Origin of the sequence: Haliea sp., assembly GCF_041395985.1 — a bacterium.
Classification (GTDB): Bacteria; Pseudomonadota; Gammaproteobacteria; order Pseudomonadales; family Halieaceae; genus Haliea.
Genome location: NZ_JAWKZJ010000008.1, coordinates 136,999 through 154,673 on the forward strand (window position 1 = coordinate 136,999; position 17,675 = coordinate 154,673).

16 protein-coding genes and 1 riboswitch are annotated in these 17,675 nt (G+C 63.6%); of the genes, 5 read left to right on the top strand and 11 right to left on the bottom strand.

The features are described 5' to 3' along the window. The first annotated feature begins 56 nt into the window (after positions 1-56). Positions 57-830, top strand: a complete 774-nt coding sequence (locus R3E49_RS14820; protein ID WP_371295755.1) for an SDR family NAD(P)-dependent oxidoreductase — start codon at positions 57-59, stop codon at positions 828-830. 15 nt (positions 831-845) lie between these two features. Here R3E49_RS14820 and purU read toward each other — a convergent pair whose 3' ends face one another. The 3 genes from purU to R3E49_RS14835 form a co-directional block, all read right to left on the bottom strand. Beyond that, on the bottom strand, positions 846-1,721 hold the full coding sequence (gene purU, locus R3E49_RS14825; protein WP_371295756.1) for a formyltetrahydrofolate deformylase: 876 nt from the start codon (positions 1,719-1,721) through the stop codon (positions 846-848). A gap of 44 nt (positions 1,722-1,765) precedes the next feature. Continuing rightward, a complete protein-coding gene (locus R3E49_RS14830) occupies positions 1,766-2,608 on the bottom strand; it encodes an SDR family NAD(P)-dependent oxidoreductase (RefSeq protein WP_371295757.1) in 843 nt (280 codons plus the stop codon). A 170-nt stretch (positions 2,609-2,778) separates the two neighbouring features. Next, the gene (locus R3E49_RS14835; protein WP_371295758.1) at positions 2,779-3,351 is read right to left on the bottom strand and encodes a helix-turn-helix domain-containing protein; all 573 of its coding nucleotides are present in this window, start codon (positions 3,349-3,351) and stop codon (positions 2,779-2,781) included. An 89-nt stretch (positions 3,352-3,440) separates the two neighbouring features. Between R3E49_RS14835 and tdh the strand changes: the two genes are divergently transcribed. Both tdh and R3E49_RS14845 read left to right on the top strand, forming a co-directional pair. Beyond that, the gene (gene tdh / locus R3E49_RS14840) at positions 3,441-4,469 is read left to right on the top strand and encodes an L-threonine 3-dehydrogenase (RefSeq protein ID WP_371295759.1); all 1,029 of its coding nucleotides are present in this window, start codon (positions 3,441-3,443) and stop codon (positions 4,467-4,469) included. Positions 4,470-4,475: 6 nt separating this feature from the next. Beyond that, positions 4,476-5,657 carry a glycine C-acetyltransferase gene (locus R3E49_RS14845; protein ID WP_371295760.1) on the top strand — a complete coding sequence of 394 codons (1,182 nt, stop codon included), beginning with the start codon at positions 4,476-4,478 and terminating at the stop codon, positions 5,655-5,657. A 25-nt stretch (positions 5,658-5,682) separates the two neighbouring features. Here the strand turns inward: R3E49_RS14845 and R3E49_RS14850 are convergent, their stop codons facing one another. Beyond that, complete coding sequence (locus R3E49_RS14850) at positions 5,683-6,222, bottom strand: PadR family transcriptional regulator (protein ID WP_371295761.1); 540 nt, start codon at positions 6,220-6,222, stop codon at positions 5,683-5,685. A gap of 141 nt (positions 6,223-6,363) precedes the next feature. Between R3E49_RS14850 and R3E49_RS14855 the strand changes: the two genes are divergently transcribed. After that, positions 6,364-7,329 carry an NAD(P)H-dependent flavin oxidoreductase gene (locus tag R3E49_RS14855; protein ID WP_371295763.1) on the top strand — a complete coding sequence of 322 codons (966 nt, stop codon included), beginning with the start codon at positions 6,364-6,366 and terminating at the stop codon, positions 7,327-7,329. On the opposite strand, the gene R3E49_RS14860 is transcribed toward R3E49_RS14855, so the two are convergent. The 7 genes from R3E49_RS14860 to R3E49_RS14890 all read right to left on the bottom strand — a co-directional run bounded on the left by R3E49_RS14860 (position 7,326) and on the right by R3E49_RS14890 (position 15,429). Then, on the bottom strand, positions 7,326-8,453 hold the full coding sequence (locus R3E49_RS14860) for a DUF1214 domain-containing protein (RefSeq protein WP_371295764.1): 1,128 nt from the start codon (positions 8,451-8,453) through the stop codon (positions 7,326-7,328). The genes R3E49_RS14855 and R3E49_RS14860 overlap by 4 nt on opposite strands. Then, positions 8,450-9,619, bottom strand: coding sequence for a sulfotransferase (locus R3E49_RS14865; protein ID WP_371295765.1), 1,170 nt, complete (start codon positions 9,617-9,619; stop codon positions 8,450-8,452). Before R3E49_RS14865 ends, R3E49_RS14860 begins: the two co-directional genes overlap by 4 nt. Positions 9,620-9,758: 139 nt before the next feature. Further along, entirely contained in the window at positions 9,759-12,221 is a 2,463-nt protein-coding gene (locus R3E49_RS14870) for a zinc-dependent metalloprotease (protein WP_371295766.1), read from the bottom strand. Between the two features lie 30 nt (positions 12,222-12,251). Next, positions 12,252-13,307, bottom strand: coding sequence for a 3-deoxy-7-phosphoheptulonate synthase (locus tag R3E49_RS14875; protein WP_371295767.1), 1,056 nt, complete (start codon positions 13,305-13,307; stop codon positions 12,252-12,254). 62 nt (positions 13,308-13,369) lie between these two features. Beyond that, entirely contained in the window at positions 13,370-13,951 is a 582-nt protein-coding gene (locus R3E49_RS14880; RefSeq protein WP_371295768.1) for an NTP transferase domain-containing protein, read from the bottom strand. Then, complete coding sequence (locus R3E49_RS14885; protein ID WP_371295769.1) at positions 13,948-14,913, bottom strand: XdhC family protein; 966 nt, start codon at positions 14,911-14,913, stop codon at positions 13,948-13,950. The genes R3E49_RS14880 and R3E49_RS14885 overlap by 4 nt, the downstream gene beginning before the upstream one ends. Before the next feature lie 3 nt (positions 14,914-14,916). Further along, on the bottom strand, positions 14,917-15,429 hold the full coding sequence (locus R3E49_RS14890; RefSeq protein WP_371295770.1) for a DUF501 domain-containing protein: 513 nt from the start codon (positions 15,427-15,429) through the stop codon (positions 14,917-14,919). Between the two features lie 113 nt (positions 15,430-15,542). Continuing rightward, positions 15,543-15,706: riboswitch (cobalamin riboswitch) on the top strand. Between the two features lie 101 nt (positions 15,707-15,807). Here R3E49_RS14890 and R3E49_RS14895 point away from each other — a divergent pair. Beyond that, entirely contained in the window at positions 15,808-17,667 is a 1,860-nt protein-coding gene (locus R3E49_RS14895; RefSeq protein WP_371295771.1) for a TonB-dependent receptor plug domain-containing protein, read from the top strand. Positions 17,668-17,675: the final 8 nt, after the last annotated feature.

Genomic DNA, 17,675 nt, shown 5'->3' on the forward strand with positions numbered 1-17,675 from the left:
GCCTGTCGCCAGGCTTCGATAGTATATTCCTGCGACTCGCAGCAGAGGAAGTTGACATGCACACACCTGAAGTGGTCATCATCACCGGCGCCGGCGGCGGTATTGGCGAGGGCCTGGCTCGCGTCTTCGCCCGCAATGGCTGGACGGTAGTCGTCGCCGAAATCGACCGCGACAGAGGCCAGGCTGTCGCCGACGCGCTACCCGCCCTGGGCGGCAAGGGGCTCTTCATCGAAACCGATATACGCGATCTGGCCAGCGTACGCGCGATGGTCAATCAGGCGCTGGACGCTTTCGGTCGCGTAGATGTACTGGTCAACAACGCCTACCCCACCGGCAGCGCGGGCACCACGGTGAGCGGCATCAGCGATGAGCGCCTGCAGGGTTCAATGATGGCGGGGTTTCATGCCGTCGCGGCCGCGATGCAGGCGGTGTATCCGGTGATGGCAGCGCAGCGCTGGGGACGTGTCATCAACATGTGCTCGCTCAACGGTGTCAATGCCCACGCCGGTACGGTTGACTACAACTGTGCCAAGGAAGCGGTTCGCACCCTGACCCGCACCGCCGCCGTCGAATGGGGGAAGGACGGCATCACCTGCAACGCGGTGTGCCCGGGCGCAGCGACCCCGGCGTTCCGTGCGCGCATGGCGGAGATGCCGGAAATGATGGCCGGCATCCAGAAGATGATCCCCATGGGCTACAGCGGAGACCCGGAGGAAGACATTGCGCCGGTGGTGCTGTTCCTCGCCAGCGAAGGGTCGCGTTACCTCACCGGCAACACCCTCTACGTGGACGGTGGCGGGCATATCAACGGCGTGCCCTGGAAACCCTGACGCGGCGCGCCGCCGCTACAGAATCACCGTGCGTTGACCATTCAGCTGCACGCGCTCCTCGCAGTGCAGTCGCACGGCGTGGGAAAGGGCGATGGCCTCGGTGTCGTGACCGAGATGAATCATCTGCTCAACCGACACCTGGTGGTCAATCGCCTTGACCTCCTGGGCAATGATCGGCCCTTCATCGAGGTCACGGGTGACGTAGTGGGCCGTGGCGCCGATGACCTTTACTCCGCGGTCATAGGCCTGGTGATAAGGCCGGGCGCCCTTGAAACCGGGCAGGAATGAATGGTGGATGTTGATCGCGCGGCCCGCGAGCTCGGCACAGAGCGCATCGGAAAGAATCTGCATGTAGCGCGCCAGCACCAGCAGGTCCGCCCCCTCCTCGCGGAACACCTGGAGCAGCTTCGCTTCCTGCTCAGCCTTATATTCCGGGGTCACCGGCAGGTAGTGGTAGGGCAGGCCGTACCACTCGACCAGTTCACGGCAGTCCTCGTGGTTGCTCACCACACCCACCAGGGTCGCGGGTAACGCACCTGCGCGCCACTTCGTGAGCAGGGCCACCAGGCAGTGGTCGTAACGGGACACGGCAAGCAGCACACGTGGCAGGTCGTCGGCGGGGCGCAACCGGTACTGCATACCCATATCGTCCGCCAGCAGCGCAAAGCGGCGGCAGAACTCGGTATAGGGCACCGTCATGGCGCGGTCGTCGAAGACGCAACGCAAATGGAAAGTGTTGCTGACCGGGTCGCTGAAATTGGAAATCTCCGTGATGAAGGCACCGGCCTCAAGAAACAGCTGGGAGTAGCGAGCCACAACGCCCAGCCGGTCTGGACACTGGAACGACAGGATATAGGCGCGCGGCGCGGCGCCCGGTGTTGAATCAGTCACGGAAGTCCTCGTTGTCTATCGAATGTACGCTCTGGACCCGACAGTCAGAAATTGAAACCGTTGCCAGAAACCACCGGCACATTGGTCCACAGATCATTGGGGTCACGATACCAGCCCGCCGCCGCGAGCGCACCGCCATCGAGATTTATCGTCGTGCCCGTCACCCAGGCAGACAGTTCGGAAGCGAGGAACAATGCACAGCCTGCGGCATCCTGTGGCCTGCCGAAGCGCTCCAGCGGTATCCAGCGCCGGATGTGCGCCTGATGCTCAGGCGCGATCAGTTCAGATGGACGCACCTGGTCGGTCTCAGTGGTTTCAGGTGCAATAGCGTTGACGCGAATTCCGTCCGGTCCCAGCTCCAGCGCCAGGCTGCGGGTGAACCCGGTAATCGCGTGTTTAAAGGCACAATAGGTGGTTACCATGGGGATGCCGCGAAAGGCCTCAATGGACGAGATACTGATGATGCTGCCGCCCCGTCCACGCGACTGCAATAGCGGTATGGCAGCACGCGTCACGGTGAAGATATGCTTCAGGTTAACAGCATAAAGCCGGTCGAGATCCTCGTCGGTACAGGCCGCGAAGGGCTTGATGAGACCGAGGAAGTCGCCAACGTTATTGACCAGCACATCGAGCCCGCCGAAACGCGCCTGCACCTCGGCCATCAGGGCGTCGACTGCCGCGCGGTCGCAGACGTCGGTATTGGAGACCAGTGCATCGGTTGCGCTGGCGGCCAGGGCCTCCCGCAAATCGGCACAGCGCTCGGCATTGATCTCCGCCACCACCAGTCGCGCGCCGCGCGTCGCAAACGCCTCAACGATGGCGCGACCAATGCCAGCACCGCCGCCGGTAACCAGTACGATCTTGCCTGTGAAATCGAGATCCTGCATGGCCCACTCCTGTTCGTCTGTGTTGGTATTCTTACACCCGATATAACAGAAGCCTCCGCGCAATGCATGCCGACGCACTGCCCCACCCCCGACCATCCCAACCGGGTTTATGTAGTTAGGCCGGGCCGCGTAGGCCGGGCCGCGCAGGCCGGGCCGCGCAGGCCGGGCCGCTACTTGTAGGTCACGACCAGGTAGCCGCGCAGGGGCTCATCGCCCAGTGACCGGATGCTGTGCTCCACATCCGCGCGGTAGTGGGCCGAATCACCGCTGTCCAGGCGACACTCGGTGGTTCCCGCCACAACCCGCGCCGCGCCCGCCGAAAGTGTCAGCAACTCCCGCGTGCCGCTGAAGTGTGCCGAACTGTCCAGACTGGCACCCGGCTGCAGCTGCAGTTCATAGAACTCCACGTGCTTTTCCATGTGCAGGGGCGACAGTGTGCGAATCTGGCACTCGCTGTCGGCGCGAAACAGGCTGGAGGGGTCGTTGGCGCGCACCACTTCAATCAAACCGCTGGCCAGGGGATCATCCACCAGTTCGCCTATACTCAGACCAAAGGCCTGTGCAATGCGGAAGGTCACTGCCAGCGTCGGGTTGGCCTGCCCGCGCTCGATCTGGCTCAACATGGAGCGGCTGACCCCGGAGGCGGCGGCCAACTGCTCGAGGGTGAATCCGTGCGCCTGGCGAAGCTCCGTCACGCGTTCGCAAAGCACCTTGCTGGCCGGATCGAGAGAGGATTTCGACATACGATTTCCAGTTTAGTAGAGAATATTCTTGTATCGAGGATTCTAGGTCTCTACTATACCGGATAATTTCCATTATGGTGTAGATACTCATGAAAGCACTGGTCAAGAAAGAAGCCCGTCCCGGCCTCTGGCTGGAAGAGGTTCCCGAGCCCGCGTTCGGCATCAACGATGTGCTGATCAAGGTTAAACGCACTGCCATCTGCGGCACCGACATGCACATTTACCACTGGGACGCCTGGGCCCAGAAGACAGTGCCGGTGCCAATGATCGTCGGCCATGAATTCGTGGGCGAGATTGTTGCTGTCGGCTCGAATGTCGTCGATTTCCGCCCCGGCCAGATCGTCTCTGGCGAGGGCCATGTGGTCTGCGGTCGCTGCCGCAACTGCATGGCGGGCAGACGCCACCTGTGTGCAAAGACCAGCGGCATCGGCGTCGACCGCTCCGGCGCGTTTGCCGAGTACATGGCGCTCCCCATGTCCAACGTGTGGGAGCATTCCGCCGGTATTGATCTCGATGTAGCCGCCCTCTTCGACCCTTTCGGCAATGCGGTACACACCGCGCTGCAATTCGACCTGCTCGGCGAAGACGTCCTCATTACCGGTGCCGGCCCCATCGGCGCCATGGCGGCGGCCGTCTGCAAACACGCCGGCGCGCGCCACGTGGTGATCACCGATGTCATCGACAAGCGCCTGCAGCTGGCGGCCACCCTGGGCGCCACCCGCACGGTCAACGTGAGCCGGGAGAGCATTGCCGAGGTCCAGAAGTCACTGGGTATGGACGAGGGGTTCGACGTGGGCCTGGAAATGTCCGGTAACCCCCAGGCCTTCCGCGACCTGCTGGCCAACATGTGCCACGGCGGCAAGGTGGCCATGCTCGGCATCCCCAGCGAAAACACCGCCATCGACTGGAACACGGTGATTTTCAACATGCTCACCCTGAAGGGGATTTACGGTCGCGAGATGTACGAAACCTGGTACAAGATGTCGGTGATGATCGAGTCCGGGCTGGATATCTCTCCGGTTATCACCCACCGCATGAGCTTCCGCGACTTTCAACAGGGCTTTGATGTCATGAGCTCGGGCGAAGCGAGCAAAGTCGTATTGAACTGGGAGGACTGAACCACCATGTACAGCGCATTTCGCGAACACCTGGCCGGGCAGCTGGCGGAGATTGATGCCGCCGGCCTGACCAAGCACGAGCGACTCATCACCACACCCCAGGGTGCCCATGTCGGCGTGGCGCAAAGGGAGCTGCTGAACCTCTGCGCCAACAACTACCTGGGGCTGGCACAGCACCCGGCGGTGAACGCGGCTGCAGCGGAGGGCCTGCGGGACTGGGGCTATGGCATGGCCTCAGTGCGCTTTATCTGTGGCACCCAAACCCTGCACAAGCAGCTGGAGCAGCGGCTGTCGACATTTCTCGGCATGGACGACACCATACTCTATCCCTCCTGCTTCGACGCCAATGGCGGGCTCTTCGAAACACTGCTGGGCGAGGAGGACGCGGTCATCTCCGACGAACTCAACCACGCCAGCATTATCGACGGCATCCGCCTGTGCAAGGCCAGGCGCTTCCGTTACCGCAACAACGACATGGCGGACCTGGAAGCGCAGTTGCAGGCCGCGGATGCGGCGGGCGCACGCTTCAAGCTGATCACCACCGACGGGGTGTTCTCCATGGACGGCTATATTGCGCGTCTCGACGAGGTGTGCGACCTGGCGGACCGGTACGGTGCCCTGGTGCATTTCGACGACTGCCACGCCACCGGCTTCCTGGGTGCCACCGGCAAGGGCACACACGAGTACCGCGGTTGCATGGACCGGGTGGATATCATCACCGGAACCCTGGGCAAGGCGCTGGGCGGCGCCAGTGGCGGCTACACAGCGGCGCGCCAGGAAGTGGTCGACCTGCTGCGGCAGCGCTCGCGCCCCTACCTGTTCTCCAACACCGTGGCGCCGCCGGTGGTGGCCGGCGCGATCAAGGCACTGGAGCTGGTGGAGTCCGAGCCGACCCTGCGCACCCGGCTGGCCGACAACACCACACGCTTCCGCGAGGGCTTGCAGGCACTGGGCTTTGAGTTGCTGCCCGGGGAACACCCGATTGTGCCCGTGATGCTGCACGATGCTGGCGCCGCAGCGCGGTTTGCCGAGGCGATGCTCACCCGGGGCGTGTACGTGGTGGCTTTCTCGTTTCCCGTGGTACCGAAAGGCAGGGCGCGCATCCGCACCCAGATGTCCGCAGCATTGAGCACTGGGGATATCGACGCGGCGCTGCACGCATTTGCAGAGACAAAAGCAAGCCTCTGAGAGGAGGCATGCCCCAGGCTGCAGGCTACCCGATATCCCCCAACATCGCCTGTGCCTCATCACACCAGGCGAGAAAGTGCTCGCCCTGGCGGATACCCGCCAGCAGCGCCAGATAAACGCCCTTGCGCCGCACGGGCAGTGCGTCCGGATCCGCGTAGTGACGCCGGCGGATTTTTTCATAAAGATACAGCCGCTGCATCATCTGCTCCCGCCGCTGCCCGATCTCGACCGCCAGATGCGCGGCGTTGGCCTCTGACAGGTTGTACAGTTTGACGTACAGATCATCCTTGCCCTCCTGCACCCGCGAGTTGCCCAGCACCCACTCCGCCATGGCATCGCGGCCGGCCTGGGTCAGCGCATAGACGATCTTGTCCGGCTTGCCGGCCTGGGCGACGGTCTCGCACTGCAGCCAGCCGCGGTCTGCCAGTTTGTGCAGCTCCTGGTAGATCTGCTGGTGACTGGCGCGCCAGAAAAGGCCCAGTGAAATATCAAAGGCCTTGGCGAGCTCGTAGCCCGACATGTCATCTTCCAGGAGAGCAGTCATGATTGCGTGAGAGAGAGCCATGGCTGCGACTGTTAACCTTGTGTGACGGTCTGACCGGAGTTCGTCAGCTTACTCCTGGTGCGCGCTCCATGCAAAAGGTTGCATATTGACCAAATATGCAATAAATTGCATAAATTCATCGGTCAACCGGAGCCCCTTCCCATGGCACTACCCGCAATTCTAAAGGATAAACTGCGCTTGCCGGCCGTTGCCGCGCCCATGTTCATCGTCTCCAACCCGGACCTGGTCATCGCCCAGTGCAAGGCGGGAATTGTCGGCTCTTTCCCCGCACTGAATGCGCGGCCTGCCGAGCAGCTGGACGTCTGGCTGGAGAAAATCACCCGCGAACTGGCGGCCTGGGACGCCGAACACCCGGACACCCCGGCGGCACCCTTTGCCGTCAACCAGATCGTGCACGGCTCCAACGACCGCCTGCAGCACGACCTCGAGATGTGCGTAAAGTACAAGGTACCCATCGTGATCACCTCGCTGGGAGCAAAGGAGATGGTCAATGAGGCGGTGCACAGCTACGGCGGCATTGTCCTGCACGACATCATCAACAACCGCTTCGCGCGCAAGGCAATCGAGAAAGGCGCGGACGGCCTTATCGCGGTGGCCGCCGGCGCCGGCGGTCACGCAGGCCCTCTGTCACCGATTGCGCTGATTCAGGAAATTCGCGAGTGGTTCGATGGCCCGCTGCTGTTGTCCGGCTCCATCGCCACCGGCGATGCCATACTCGCCGCACAGGCAATGGGCGCCGACCTCGGCTACATCGGCTCGGCGTTTATCGCCACACAGGAAGCCAACGCCGAGCAGGCCTACAAGCAGGCCGTCGTCGACCACGGCGCGGCGGACATCGTCTACAGCAACCTGTTCACCGGTGTACATGGCAACTACCTGCGTCCCTCCATCGAAGCCGCCGGGCTGGACCCGGACAACCTGCCCGAGAGCGATCCTTCGGCGATGAACTTTGGCTCGGGCGGCAACAGCGATGCCAAGGCCTGGAAGGATATCTGGGGTTGCGGCCAGGGCATCGGGGCGGTCAAAGAGATCCTGCCTGCAGGCGAGCTTGTCGCCCGCCTGCAGCGGGAGTACGCGGCTGCCCGGGAGCGCCTGCTGGGCAGCTAGCGCCGGCGGCCGGGCAGTGTTCCCAACTCGCTGAACTTGACCACGCGGGCGTGCACCGGCGGGTGCTCGCTCGCGCCGATCCAGCGCCAGCACAGGGTACCGCTGTGATGGCCCGCAGTTTCCACCCAATTCGCCTGCGGTGGCTGCTCGTGGGCCACCACGATCACCACACCACCGCCGTCTTCATAGGTCGCGGTGTGCTTGTTGAAGTGGATCTGGTGGTAGCGGAAATCCAGTGATTCCATCCACCAGTTCTGCAGCACGAAGTTCCAGGTCTGGCAGGCGGGTACAACCGGCGCCTCAATCAACAGTGCTTCGTCCGGCGCCAGGGCCCAGGCGCTGTGGAAGTAATAAATGTTCGGGTCGCCGCCAATGGCCTGGCAAAATGCCTGATCCGCCGGCGCCACCTGATTCAGCGTGGGCAGGAAACTCGCAGCCCAGCCTTCAAACAGCCCCGTCGTACTGCGTATGAACTGCACCGCGCCCTGCAGGGCGCGATCCAGCTTCTCCGGCGACAGGGGGTCGGGACGTTCGTGCTCCGCGCCCAGGCGCTCTATGCGGATCTCGGCGCGGGTCTCGTTGCGGCGATCCTGAAAGGTCTGGCGCACATTCAGCGAATTGGTCTCCGGCCCCATCGGCAGCCAGTTGCCGGGCTGTTGCCGCTGGCTGACAATAATCTCCAGCGTGCCGTCCGGGTTGATTTCCATGTCCCGCGAATCCAGCCAGCCGTCGGTCTTCATGCCGCCGCCACTGCTGTAGCGATTGATCACCGTGCCAAAACCCAGGTAGTTCACAGTGCCGCGCGTACCCGTGATGCGATAGTCATACTGCGGATCAATGGTCGCCGTCTGGTAGTGATTGTCGGGATTGTCAGCCCCCAGTTTGATGGTTTCGTGGGCCGGGCAGCGCAGCTCTGGAAACCGCGGGTCACCCGCCTCCAGAAAACTCTCCAGCCCGGCGCGCAACATGCGCGAAAGGTAGCGGTAGCCCTCGGCCCGGGTAAACGCATCCTGGGGCGCTTTCTCGGCGTCGACCAGCGCGCCCGCGGCTTTCAGCGCATCGCAGAAATCGCTCCAAGTGCTGCCGTCCATGACGCGCTGTTCAGCGTTTACAGATTCATTCATACCGTTACCTCTTCATCCAGTCTCAGGTGATAGCGCCGCATATAGTCGGCAAAGAGCGCGGCCACTTCATCGCGACTGATGGCGTAGTCCTCCAGCCGGTAGCGGTGCACGCCGTGCTTGCCACGCGGGTGGGCATCCAGCCACGCCTGCATGCGCGCACGCGCTGTCTCATCCAGCGGCATGTCGCGCAACGCATACAGCTGTTCGATGAGCTGCCAGGGGTTGGCGACAAAATCATCGTGGTAAACATCGAGAAACTGGCCCGGGTGAGTCGGCTCCAGCGCTGCACGATCGGCCTCGAAGGTGCGCGTGTAGGCGGTGAGCATGGTCATCCAGTCACGCCCGATTTCTGCCCGGTCAATGACATCGCTGCTGCTGCGCCGCAGCACCTCGCTGAAGCTGCAACCGGAGCCAACGAACGCCAACGGTGCACGGTGCGTCTGCACGATGATCGCGTCGGGATAGACGCGCAGTATCTCGCGCAGGCCAAGCTGGTGAAACGGTGCTTTGAGCACCCACTGCCCGGGGTGGCGGGACTGCAGCAGCTGCAGCTGCCGACGGTGGTAGTCATAGCTGTCGGAGCGACACAGGTTGGTATACAGCCAGTTGGCATAGCTCGGCACGTGAAACAGCGCCGAGTATTCCACCGACATGAAATTGCGATTGAGCAGCATATAGCACTCGTCCGGCTCTTCTGCGTCAATCAGGTGTGTCTGTTTGAAACCCGGCAGGAAGGTCTCGGTGAGCGCCACCCCTTCGGCACGCGCGGCAATGCGCGGGTCGCTGGTGTACGTTGCGGTTTCCGGCGGCGGCACGGGCTGCTGGGCTTCCCAGAGACGCAGGGTGCGATTGCGCGGATCCTGGTTCAGCAGATGGTGTAATGCGGTGGTGCCAGTGCGCGGCAGGCCCAGAATGAACACCGGCCGCAGCACGGTTTCCTCCGCCACCTGCGGATGGCGCGCCAGATAATCTTCTATCTCCAGACGGCGGGAGAGCCCTTCCAGAATGGTCATTTCGGCGCGCAATCTACCGAAGTCGTTCAGACGGGCCTCGCTGTGCAGCGCTTCCAGCAAGCGCTCCAACGCCTCGTAAAACGCCGGGTCGCCAAAATCCTCCAGCCCGGTATCCAGCATCGCCTGCTGGCGTAGTGCTTCCAGTTCCAGCACAGGAACATCCTTTCCATCGTTATTATTATGGCGTTACTGCCTGCGCCCACTCTACAAAGCCGTGAGCCGGCAGGCATCCCCGAGGCTGCGACTGCCGGCTGCTGGTATAACAAGCGAGACCAGCGCCCGCACTGGGGCCTCAGATGGGAGAGCCCGGCGGGGCCTCGAGGGTACGCAAACCTTCGATGGCGCCCGGCGTGTCCAACAGCTGCGCGATCTGCAGTAACGCAAAACGGTAGTGCGCCCGCCACGCGGGAGGGACCACCGACACACGCTGCTCCAGCCAGCCGCGCAGGGCCAGCAGGGCATCCAGGCTCTCCGCACGCACCTGCGGCTCAATCTCGCCGCTGCCCACAAGACGCAGCAAGCGCTGCAGTGTCTCCATATTCACCACCCGCTGCAGTGCGCCTGCGTTGCCCTGCTCGGTGTCCGCATACCAGCTGCGTTTAAGCAGGGCGTCCAGCAGCTCCGCATAACCCGGCTGGGCGGCAGAGCGCGCCTGGTTGTTGTTCATGCGCACGGCCCGGGTCGGGTTCAGCAACAGGTCCAGCGTCAGGCCCGCTGCCGTTGCCGCCGCCGCGAGGGGATCAAACACGTAGCCGGTGTCACGCGGGAACAGTTCACGACTGTCGCTGTAGCCCGGCGGACGCGGCGGTATCTGCGCCAACAGGGCGGGAGGCAGGGCCAGCGCCTCCGGGGCCAGCGTCGCAAGCAACGCCTCCAGCGCAGCGCGCTGTTGCGCGGGCAGCACCGCAGCCACAGGCACCTGTCCGTCACCGCGCAGGGCATAGGTAAACACCTGCCCACCCAGGAGGGTGGCGGCCGCCTGCAGTTGGTAGCGGTGCAACAGGTACATGGGCACCAGCACATCCTCCAGCTGAGCCAGGGGGCGCCCCAACCGCACCGTGCGCTCGGAAAAGCGTGCCAACACCGTCGCACGCAGGGTCATCAGCCGATTCAGCTCGGCCACCGGGTCACTGCCGTTATCCCAGAGGCTGCCCAACGGGTGCGCCGGGCCCGCCGTGACGGCAAAGGCATCACCACGGGCATGTGCGTCCGCCACGTAGTGCAGCCCGGCAGCGTAGGTATCCCGGATAATCTGCTCACGTGCGTCGTTCGCGTCTACCGCTGCGGGGAAATGCTGGTAACCGTAGATGATGGCGCGTTTATCCCACTCGCCGATCCCCGTTGCATAAGCTGCAGAGAGGTTCGGCTCGCCAGACGCTGTGAGCGTCACATACGGATGCGGGTAGTCCATCACCGATGCCCGGTTGTCTGCACTGGCGGCAAAATTGTGCTCCAGTCCGAGGGTGTGGCCCACTTCGTGAGCGGCCAGCTGGCGTATACGCGCCAGCGCGAACTCCAGCATGTCTGCAGGTACATGACCGTCTTCCCCGTAAGGCGCCAGTAAACCCTCGGCCAGCAGGTAGTCCTGACGCACCCGCAGTGAGCCCAGCGTCACATGTCCCTTGATGATTTCCTGGGTGCGCGGGTCACGCACGCTGGACCCGTAAGACCAGCCGCGGGTTGAGCGGTGTACCCACTGAATAACGTTGTAGCGCACATCCATCGGGTCTGCGCCCTCTGGTAGCAGCTTGACCTGAAAGGCATTGTCGTACCCTGCCGCCGTAAACGCCTCGTTCCACCAGGATGCACCCTCCATCAGGGCACTGCGCACCGGCTCCGGCGCGCCGCGGTCCAGGTAATAGATTATGGGTTCCACGGCTTCGCTGCGCTCTGCCTCGGGGTCTTTCTTCTGCAGCCGGTGCCGCCAGGCGTAGGGCTGACGCACGGGTTCACCGATGGGAACAGCGTAGTCAGCAAGTTGCTGATCGTAGTCCGGGTCGATAAACCCGGAGCGCGGGTCATAAGGCAGCGGCTCGTATCCCGGCTCGGGAAGGCGCACAAAGGAGTGATGCTGGTGCACAGTCAACAACCGCGGGTCCGGGGTTACCGTGGCCAGCTGCTCGCCGGCAGGCTCGCCGGCCAGCGTCACCAGCGCATCCACCTCGGTATTGTCTGGAAACGTGCGGGTACGCGGCAGGTAGACCGCCGAACGCGCCGGGTCTGTGCGGTATTCGCCCTCATCCCGGTCGCGCAGGCGGCGCGCGACGCCATGCACATCGCTGAGGAAGTAATCTGTGCCGTCGACAAGCACGCGCCCGGCACTGCCTGCCACAATCGGGAAACTGGCCAGCGCAGAGCGGGCGAAGGCCTCATCAACCGCGCGGCGCTCGTCCGCATTGTTGCTACGGGCGGTGTAGAGCGGGTTATCGGCCATCAACAGCACCTTGTCCCCTACCCGGGTGAAGCGCGCCAGACGGGTGCTGCCCAGCTGACCGCGATCCAGGCCGAGATCATTGGAGCCAACCCCGCTGGACAAACTGCTGACGTAAATGAAGGGCTGTTCGAACTCGCCAATCTCGAGGTACAGGCGTCCCCGCTCCTCATCCCAGTACAGGCTCTGGAAGCCCTCCATGTACTGCATGCCAGCGGTGTGCTCACTGATCGCTGGCAGCCCGGGGCCAGCCTCCTCGCGCGCACCTTCACCGCAGGCCGCCAGCAGGACCATGGCGAGTAGCCAACACAGACGTCTGAACATGGTTCCTCCCGTTGGGCGTGGTGGGCCCGGTTACTGTGCCCGCCGGGCGCGCACAGCGGCGGCCAGCTCGACCAACAGATCTTCTGTATGGGGCCAGTCGATGCAAGGGTCGGTAATGCTCTGGCCGTAAACCAGCGGCTCCCCCGCCACCACGTCCTGGCGGCCCGCCACGAGGTTGCTTTCGATCATCAGTCCGAAAATGGCACGATTGCCCCGCGCCACCTGCGCGCCGATATCACGAATCACGTCCACCTGCCGCGCGGGGATCTTGCGACTGTTGGCGTGGCTTGCATCTACCATGATGCGGGTTGGCAGGCCGGCCTTGCGCAGCATGGCAGCGGCATCATCCACGGAGAACATGTCGTAATTCGGGTGCTTACCCCCGCGCAGGATAACGTGGCAATCCTCGTTGCCGGCAGTCTGGAAAATCGCCGAGTGCCCCTGCTTGGTCACCGAGAGGAAGTGGTGCGGCTGGGAGGCGGATTTGATCGCGTCTATCGCCACCTGGATGTCGCCATCCGTGGCATTTTTGAACCCGACCGGGCAGGACAGTCCCGACGCCAGTTCGCGGTGCGTTTGACTTTCGGTGGTACGCGCACCAATGGCACCCCACGCCACCAGGTCCGCCACATACTGCGGGCTGATAAGGTCCAGGTACTCGGTGCCCGAGGGCAGACCCATGGCGGCCAGATCTGCCAGCAACTTGCGAGCAAGGTGCAGGCCCTTGTTGATCTGAAAGGTGTTGTTCAGGTCCGGGTCGTTGATCAACCCCTTCCAGCCTACCGTTGTGCGCGGCTTCTCAAAGTACACCCGCATCACCACCTGCAGGTCAGCCTGCAGTACCTCGGCGACACGCTTCAGGCGCGCCGCGTAATCACGCGCCGCGTCCGGGTCGTGAATGGAACAGGGGCCCACCACGACCAGCAGGCGGTCATCTTCTTCGACGAGAATGTTGTGGATCGCCTGCCGCGCGGCGGTCACGGTCTGGGCCGCCGTGTCACTCACCGCGATGTCGCTGATCAGCTGCTGCGGTGCGATAAGTTCATTGGTGCGCCGAATGCGCAAATCATCAGTATTGGTTGTCATGGATGTCCCGGTGGCAAATGCAAAGCCGGGTACTATAGCACCGGCGAACCGGCGCTTGCAGCTTATGCAGGGCCCGTAGACCAGCCGCCGAGATCGTCCGGATAGTCAATGTCGCGCAGGATACCCGCATCAGTCACTGCGAGCCTGTCGCACAAGCCTCCCGCCTCCTGAACCAGCGCCCGCGCACCGGCGTCGCCGGTCGACTGCCGCAACCGGGGAAACCAGTCACGGCCGAAACCGACCGGGTGCCCGGGACGCCCGCGGAATTCCGGCACGACAATACGCTCAGGGGTCAGCGCGGCGGCTGCCTGACAAAATGTGTCCACCCGAATCCCGGGCATGTCTGCCAGCGCAACAAGCACGCCTGCCCAGGACGGCAGCTGTGCCACGCCTTCTGCAAGTGTGTGGCCCATACCGCCTGCAGCCTGCGTGCAGACGAGCACCTCACCTGACTCCAGCCCGGACTCCTCCGCGAGGCTTGCCTCCCCGGGGCGAAGGCAGACGCGCAGCGGCAAACCTGTCCGGCGCACCGTGTCGACCACGACGGTCAGCAACCGGGGGCCGTGCGGCAGCCGCGCACGGCGCTTGTCGCTGCCAAAACGCCGACTTTCCCCGGCGGCCAGCAGCAAGACCCCGACAGTCACGCGACGACGCTCTGGCGGCGCAGGCTGACCAGCTCAGCCATGATAGACACCGCGATTTCCAACGGTGTCTTGCTGCCGATATCCAGCCCGACAGGGGCATGCAAGCGCGCCAGTTGCGCAGCATCCAGACCCAGCTGCCGCAGCCGTTGCAAACGCTTCTCGGTGGTTTTCCGCGATCCCAGGGCACCCACGTACCAGGCCTCGGTAGTGAGGGCTTCCATCAGCGCCATGTCATCAATGCGCGGATCGTGCGTCAGGGTAATAACGATGCTGTGGCGGTCACTGGCGTATGCGCGTACGGCGTCGTCCGGCATCCCACCCAGCAGCGAGACAGCCGGGCCCTGCCACTGCGCACGCAATCCCTCACGCGGATCGACGACCAGCACATCGTAATCCATCGCCAGTGCCAGCTCGGCGAGGGACTGGCTGAGTTGCCCCGCACCCACCAGCAGCATGCGCATTTGCGGACCAAAGGTCTGGCACAATTCGCCGGGCTGCAATTGCAGTGGCACGTGGGACACCACGGAGCACCACTGCGTGCTGCCAGCGGGAATGGCGACGCTCCGCTGCAAGCACTGCCGCGCCGCGATCGCCTCCAGGGCTGCAGCCAGCCAGGGCAGGTCCCGGGCCGGTTCGAGCCGCTGCAGCAACACCTGCAACAAGCCTCCACAGGGCAAACCCAGGCGCTCATTCTGTTCCGCCGTGACGCCATAGGGCACCAGCTCGGCACCCGCCACCGGCAGCGCTTCGGAGCGCAGGCGCTCCAACAGATCCTCTTCAATGCAGCCGCCAGACAGCGACCCCAATTGATCGCCGCGGGCATTGCACACCAGGAGCGCCCCCGGCGGTCGCGGCGCAGAGCCCTGCACCGAGGCCACCGTGCATAACCACACCGGGATCTCCGGCATCTCCTGCAGCCAGGCGAAGGCCGCCTGCAGAACGGCCTGGTTGGCACTCTGCATGCGCTAGGTCTCCCCCGAGGCGAGGGCCCCGGCCGCCCAATGCGCGTCCAGCAGGCCACCGATGGTATTGGGCACCACCAGATGGGCCGCATACCAGGTGTGCAGGCAGCGTATGCGCTGGAAATCGGCGATACCGCCGATCCCGCGCTGGCGCAGCACCTCGACAAACCCCAGGCGCTGCAGGGATGCCCGCTCCTCAGCACTCAGGTAGGCATCGCGGAGTCGGATGTGGGCGGCGTGGTCAGCGGCCATACCCTCCTGCAGCGCGCTATCACCATCGACCTGCTGCTGCAGGCGCGCAATCAGTCCGCTCGCCTCTTCCCGGTCGATGCGGTAGTTCAGTGCCGGATCCACCAGCCAGAACAGGGTAGGAAACGGCGTGCTCTCGACCAGGGACGCCACGCGAATCACCTGCGGCTGGCCCTGCGTATCCGCCACGGCGACCTCCCGCAGCCCGCGGGGCTTTCTACCCAGTAGCTCCGCTACCAGCGCTTCCTGTTTTGCTGACACTGTCATGAACGCTCTCTTTTCGCCTCTGGCTCGTCATTCTACGCGATGCGCGCCCGGGGAACGACGCCTGCATCATGTCGACATAATCTGGACAATTGACAGTCCACGCCGCGCGCTCTACAGTGCGCGACGTACCAGGTGCCTGCCGCCGGTGTCACTCGACACGGCTGGGCAGGTTAAATGGGAAGTGAGGTAAGGCACCGCGCCGATCCCTCCGCTGCCCCCGCAACGGTAAACAGAGCACTCTGTGAGCCCGATACCTGCCTGTTACGAGCAACGATGGAGCGGAGGGCTTCATTGAAGGTTGCATGATGCCTCTCCCGCATTGCGTTCCCTGATTCCCTCCCTCAATCGCCACCTGTGTCACGGCATTGAGGACTACCTATGAAAGCAGTAAAACTCGCCGGCGCCGTTGCGTTGGCTACCACTCTGCCCGCCCTGGGCAATACCACCAATCCGGCCCTGGAAGAGATTGTCATCAGCTCTTCGCGCGTCGCCATGCCCCTGCGCGAAGTCGCCACTTCGGTATCGGTCATCAGCGCCGAGGACATTCAACGCCTCGGCTTTGCCAGCCTGCAGGACATCCTGCGCACGGCACCATCCGTGGCGGTGACCAACAACGGGGGTGCCGGTAAAGTGTCCTCGCTGCGGATACGCGGTGAGGAGGCGTATCGCACCCTGCTGTTGATTGACGGGATCAATGTGTCCGACACCACCGCACCGCAGTTCGGCCCGCGCCTGGAGCATCTGCTGAGCAGCGGTGTGCAGCGCGTGGAAATCCTGCGCGGCCCCCAGGGGCTGATGTACGGCGCCGATGCCGGTGGCGTCATCGACATCAGCACCCGCGCCACGCAACCCGGTGCGGGTGGGCAGCTCGCCGCTGAAGCCGGGCGCTATGGCACCTCGCAATACAGCGCGGAGTTCCACGCCGGCAACGAGCAACTCGATGGCAACCTGTCAATCGCTGACTACAGCACCGACGGCTTCAATTCACGCACGACCGACACAGATCCGGCAGACGACGACGGCTACGACAACCGCACCCTGCATACCCGGGCGGGCTGGAATGTCAGCGACCAACTGCGTCTGGAACTGGTCGGCCGCGATGTCGACAGTGACAATGCGTACGACAACTGCTTTACCGTGGATACCTTCGCACCCAGTAATCGCTGTGCAGACAGCTACCAGCAGCAGGCGCTGCGCGCCGCTGCCAGCTTCCGCGGCGAACAGTTCCAGCATGAGCTCGCCTACAATCGCAGCGAAACGGAGCGGCAGCTGTTTACCGCTGGCCTGCCCGGTTTTGGCACCGAGGGCGATCTGACCCGTGTGACCTATCTCGGCAGTTACGCATCCGGAGACAGCCTGCAACTGGTGTACGGCGTCGACCACGAGACGCAGTCACTGAACGATGGCACTTTCGACACCGAGCGCGACCAGACCGGCTATTACCTGGAGTACCAGGGCCGCGTCGCCGACCAGCTGTTCTTTACCGCCGGTGCACGGTACGACGACAATGAAGACTTCGGCAGTCACGACTCCTATCGCGTCAGTGCCGCCTACCTGCTGCCGGCCCTGAATGCCGGTGAAGTGAAGCTCAAAGCCGCCTGGAGCACCGGATTTCGCGCGCCCAGCCTGTACGAAATCGCCTATAACAAGAGCTTTTTTGCCAGCCCGCCCGCCACAGGCAGCGTGCTGCAGGAAGAACGCAGCGAGGGCTATGACCTCGGTGTCGGCTGGTACGATAACAGCGGGCTGGTACTGGAGGCGGTGTATTTCAGACAACAGGTGGAGGACGAAATCTACTTCGACCTGGAGAGCTTCTCGGGCTATCTCCAGGACAGCGACAACAGCGATTCCAGCGGCGTTGAGCTGATGGCTGACGTCCCGCTGCCCATGGGGCTGAGCCTGCAGGGTAACTACACGTACAACGACACCGAAACCGCGGCCGGTGGCCAACGGGTGTATCGCCCCCGACATCTCGCCAATCTGGGATTGCAATGGCATTCGCTCGGGGAGCAGCTGTTACTCAGCCTGAATCTGCGCGCATCCCGTGATGCCCAGGAGTTCGACGGCTCGAAGCTCGACGACTACGACGTGGTCGATATGAACGTGCGCTACCGTTTCACGCCGCGCCTCGAAGTGTATGGCCGGGTGGAAAACCTGCTGGATGCGAGCTATGAGGAAATCCCCAGCTATCGCAGCAGCGAACGCGCCGCCTACACGGGCTTGCGCTACAGTTTCTAGGAGCACCA

What these genes read in the sequence shown, in the direction of transcription:
- R3E49_RS14895 (WP_371295771.1), top strand. Translation starts at nt 15,808, where the DNA reads ATGAAAGCAGTAAAACTCGCCGGCGCCGTTGCGTTGGCTACCACTCTG.
- R3E49_RS14870 (WP_371295766.1), bottom strand. Translation starts at nt 12,221, where the DNA reads ATGTTCAGACGTCTGTGTTGGCTACTCGCCATGGTCCTGCTGGCGGCC.
- R3E49_RS14875 (WP_371295767.1), bottom strand. Translation starts at nt 13,307, where the DNA reads ATGACAACCAATACTGATGATTTGCGCATTCGGCGCACCAATGAACTT.
- R3E49_RS14830 (WP_371295757.1), bottom strand. Translation starts at nt 2,608, where the DNA reads ATGCAGGATCTCGATTTCACAGGCAAGATCGTACTGGTTACCGGCGGC.
- R3E49_RS14845 (WP_371295760.1), top strand. Translation starts at nt 4,476, where the DNA reads ATGTACAGCGCATTTCGCGAACACCTGGCCGGGCAGCTGGCGGAGATT.
- R3E49_RS14855 (WP_371295763.1), top strand. Translation starts at nt 6,364, where the DNA reads ATGGCACTACCCGCAATTCTAAAGGATAAACTGCGCTTGCCGGCCGTT.
- R3E49_RS14890 (WP_371295770.1), bottom strand. Translation starts at nt 15,429, where the DNA reads ATGACAGTGTCAGCAAAACAGGAAGCGCTGGTAGCGGAGCTACTGGGT.
- R3E49_RS14850 (WP_371295761.1), bottom strand. Translation starts at nt 6,222, where the DNA reads ATGGCTCTCTCTCACGCAATCATGACTGCTCTCCTGGAAGATGACATG.
- R3E49_RS14860 (WP_371295764.1), bottom strand. Translation starts at nt 8,453, where the DNA reads ATGAATGAATCTGTAAACGCTGAACAGCGCGTCATGGACGGCAGCACT.
- R3E49_RS14885 (WP_371295769.1), bottom strand. Translation starts at nt 14,913, where the DNA reads ATGCAGAGTGCCAACCAGGCCGTTCTGCAGGCGGCCTTCGCCTGGCTG.
- R3E49_RS14820 (WP_371295755.1), top strand. Translation starts at nt 57, where the DNA reads ATGCACACACCTGAAGTGGTCATCATCACCGGCGCCGGCGGCGGTATT.
- tdh (WP_371295759.1), top strand. Translation starts at nt 3,441, where the DNA reads ATGAAAGCACTGGTCAAGAAAGAAGCCCGTCCCGGCCTCTGGCTGGAA.
- R3E49_RS14835 (WP_371295758.1), bottom strand. Translation starts at nt 3,351, where the DNA reads ATGTCGAAATCCTCTCTCGATCCGGCCAGCAAGGTGCTTTGCGAACGC.